A 3,447-nucleotide genomic window follows, 5' to 3' on the forward strand; every position below is an offset into this window, starting at 1 on the left:
GGGCGTGACCCAGGCCGGCCGTATCGCCTTCGCGTCGCGCGGTGGGAGGATCAACACCGACTTCATCGACAATTCGGCAGGCGTCGATTGCTCGGACAATGAGGTCAACATCAAGATCGCGCTCAACCGCGAGATGATCGAGGGCCGGCTGCAGTTCGAGGCGCGCAACAAGTTGCTCGTCCAGATGACCGACGACGTCGCGCATCTGGTGCTCGAGGACAACCGGCTGCAGACGCTGGCGCTGTCGACCATGGAGCAGGACGGGGCGCAGGCGCTGCCGAGCTATGTCCGGCTGATCGAGATATTCGAGGCGGCCGGCCGTCTCGATCGCGCGGTCGAGGGTCTGGCCGACAACGGCACCCTGTTGCGCCGGGCGCCCGAGGGCCGCGGGCTGACACGGCCCGAGCTGGCGGTGCTGCTCGCGACCGCCAAGCTCGCGCTGCAGGATGCGATCGAGCATTCGACGCTCGGCACCGACGATGAGACGCGGGCCGATCTCCACGCCGCTTTCCCGCCGGCGATGCGCAAGAAATTCGCCGAGGCGATCGACCAGCATCGCCTGCGCGGAGAGATCGTCGCGACCAAGCTCGCCAATCGCCTGGTCAATCGGCTGGGCGTGCTGCACCCGTTCGAACTCGCCGAGGAGGAAGGCGCGGCGATGGCCGACATCGCGGCAATGTTCGTCGTGGTCGAGCGGCTGTACGATCTCGACAAGCTCTGGGCCGATATCGAGCGCGCGCCGATGCCCGAAATGGGCCGCCTCGCCTTGTTCGACGAAGTCGCTGTCGCGGTCCGGAGCCAGATCGCCGACCTGCTTCGCGTTACCGCGCCGGGGACCAGTCCCGCCGCCGTGCTCGCGCGGCTCGGAAAGGGCGTCGCGGCGCTCGACCGCAAGACCAAGGAACTGCTGCTCGAGGAAGCCAGCGCGCAATCGGTGCGCATTTCGACCAGCCTCGAGGCCGCCGGCGCACCGTCGGCACTGGCCAAGAAAGTGGTGCGGCTGTTCGAGCTCGACGGCGCGGTCGGCCTCGCCGACCTCGGCAGCGAGCTCGGCATGGACGAGACAGTGCTGACCCGCGCGTTCACCCATCTCGGCCAGGCGCTAGGCCTCGACTGGGCGCAGGCGACCGCCGCGCGCATCGTGTCGAGCGATCCGTGGGAACGCCTGCTGATCGCCGGGCTCGCCCGCGACTTCCAGCAGCTTCGCCTCGAATTCCTCGAGCGCCGCGCGGGCAAGGATCCCGAGGGTGCGGTCGAGAAATGGCTGAGCGCCAATGCCGGCCGCGTCGCGCAGTTCAAGGGCGTGGTCGACCGCGCACGGACCGCGGCGGTGCCGAACGCCGCGATGCTGGCGCAGATCGCGGGCCAGGCACGGGTGCTGTTGGGACGGTAACAAAAATTCCTCCCCGGAACGGGGAGGATTTTTTTACGCTGCCGCCTTCGCCTTCCGCTTCGCCTTCAGCTCCGCTTTCCATCCCCGCGCACGCCACCACATGATGACCCCGGTGATCGCCAGGATCGCCGGCAGCAGACCGGCGAGGAACAGGATCGTCTGCCACAGCAATCCCATCCGCGTGCCGTCATGGATACGGCGCATCAGCCGCGCGGTGTCTTCCTTCGGCGGCGCCAAGGCCTTGGCCGCGCCGGTCGCGTCGTCGACTTTGACCTGGCGTCCCGCGCCGGCGCCGATCGTCACCGTCCATTCGGGCTTGAGGTCGGTCGGCCAGGCGATCGTCGCGACATCGCCGGGCAATGCCGCTCGTGCCCTGGCGATCGCGGTATCGAGATTGGTCCTCGGCGCCTCGAGCGGCTTCGCCTTGGCCAGCGCAGCGCGATCGGGACCGGCGCCGCGCTGCTGACCGCCGCCGAACACTTGCGGGAAGCTGATCCACGCCCCCGTCAGCGACAGGACGAACAGCGGCAAGGCGATCCAGAAGCCGAACAGATGATGCAGATTGGTGTCGAGATTGCGATGCCGCCGCCAGCGCAGCCCGCGCACCCATTTGCCGACCGTCGGCCACCACAGCCAGATACCGGTGAAGCACGAGAACAGCATGAACACGCCCAGCCAGCCGACGATCGAGCGGCCCCAGATCGGGATCATCATGCTGCCATGGATCATGTGCATCGCACGGATCAGCCCCGAATTGCTGCCCGCTTTGTCCAGCACGCGCGCGGTCGGCGGATCGAGCCAGATGGTGACGCGCGACGGCGGGCCGGCCTGCGGTTTCGCACTGGCGGGCGTCGCGGCGACGACCACCGGGCCGTCGCCATTGGGCAAGGTGATCGACTGGATGCGATCGCCCGGCTTGAGCGCGGCTTTGGCCGCCTGGACGTAGAGCTGCGGGTCGAGCACCTGCTCACCGCTCACCGCGTAACGCTGCGGATTGAGGCCATGGTCGAGCGCCTCGTCCCACACCAGCGCCGCGCCGGTCACGCAAAGCGGGATGATCAGGATCGCCAGGATCAGGCCGATCCATTTGTGCACCTGAAACCAGAAATTACGCAGCCCGATCTTGGTCATTGTCGTCCTTATGCTTCGGCCCAGCGGCGGAGGAGGTTGTGATAGGTACCGGTCAGCCTGACCGCCGCCGCATCGCCCTGGCCGAGCCGCGCGGCGACGTCCTGGACCGCCTGGTCGAGTTCGAACAGGATGCGCCGCGCGCCGTCGTCGCGGATCATCGACTGGATCCAGAAGAAGGAAGCGACCCGCGTGCCGCGCGTCACCGGTTCGACCCGGTGCACGCTCGAAGCCGGGTAGAGCACCATGTGGCCGGCGGGAAGCTTGACGCGTTGCTCGCCGAACTGGTCCTCGATCACCAGTTCCCCGCCGTCGTAGCTGTCGGGATCGGCGAGAAAGAGCGTCGCCGACAGGTCGCTGCGCACGCGAAAGTCGCTCCCGCGGCGGATGCGGATCGCACTGTCGACATGCGCGCCGAACGCGTCGCCGCCGGCGTAACGGTTGAACAGTGGCGGATAGACCTTGAGCGGCAGCGCGGCGGCGACGAACAGCGGCGAGGCCGACAGCGCGTCGAGCACCAGGGCCCCCACCTCACGTGACGCGGCCGATTCCTCGGGCAATTGCGCGTTCTTTTTGGCCAGCGCCGATTGATGGCCCGAGGTCGCATTGCCATCGATCCAATCGACCGCGTCGATGATCGCGCGGACCTTCGCAACGCCCGCTGCATCGAGCACATCGGGAATCGCGATCAGCATCGCGCCGCTCCCCGCTCGATCGCGGTACGACCGCGCGCGCGGAAGGCCGGTACGGGGGAGGCATCGAGGAACGCCGCCGCCTTGGCGACGAACGCCGGGGTCGCGCTTTGCCCCGCGCGCTCGATCCACTTGAGCGCTTCCTCGGTGCGCCCCTTGTCGCCCAGCATCCGCGCATGGTTGAACATGCCGCGGAAATCGCCGCCCTCCGCCGCGCGCTGATAGAGTCGCGCC

3 protein-coding genes and 1 pseudogene are annotated in these 3,447 nt (G+C 68.1%); 1 reads left to right on the forward strand and 3 read right to left on the reverse strand.

Annotation, left to right across the window (positions count from 1 at the left end; translation table 11 throughout):
* Nucleotides 1–1,393, forward strand: a 1,393-nt coding sequence (locus tag ACTHJR_RS02140; protein WP_440521416.1) for an NAD-glutamate dehydrogenase domain-containing protein, incomplete at its 5' end; no start/stop codon positions are given.
* Nucleotides 1,394–1,426: 33 nt separating this feature from the next.
* Here the strand turns inward: ACTHJR_RS02140 and ACTHJR_RS02145 are convergent.
* From ACTHJR_RS02145 to ACTHJR_RS02155, 3 genes and pseudogenes are all read right to left on the reverse strand, one after another.
* On the reverse strand, nt 1,427–2,524 hold the full coding sequence (locus ACTHJR_RS02145) for a PepSY-associated TM helix domain-containing protein (protein WP_440521418.1): 1,098 nt from the start codon (nt 2,522–2,524) through the stop codon (nt 1,427–1,429).
* Between the two features lie 8 nt (nt 2,525–2,532).
* A complete protein-coding gene (locus ACTHJR_RS02150) occupies nt 2,533–3,216 on the reverse strand; it encodes a Fe2+-dependent dioxygenase (RefSeq protein WP_440521420.1) in 684 nt (227 codons plus the stop codon).
* Nucleotides 3,210–3,447, reverse strand: a pseudogene (locus ACTHJR_RS02155) (tetratricopeptide repeat protein); the annotation flags it as partial. The gene ACTHJR_RS02150 and the pseudogene ACTHJR_RS02155, both read right to left, overlap by 7 nt.

The sequence above is a fragment of the Sphingomonas sp. genome (assembly GCF_051962185.1).
In the GTDB taxonomy this organism is placed as follows: Bacteria; Pseudomonadota; Alphaproteobacteria; order Sphingomonadales; family Sphingomonadaceae; genus Sphingomonas.

Excerpts from the sequence above, each read along its gene's own strand:
- ACTHJR_RS02145 (WP_440521418.1), bottom strand. The coding sequence starts at position 2,524 with ATGACCAAGATCGGGCTGCGTAATTTCTGGTTTCAGGTGCACAAATGG.
- ACTHJR_RS02150 (WP_440521420.1), bottom strand. The coding sequence starts at position 3,216 with ATGCTGATCGCGATTCCCGATGTGCTCGATGCAGCGGGCGTTGCGAAG.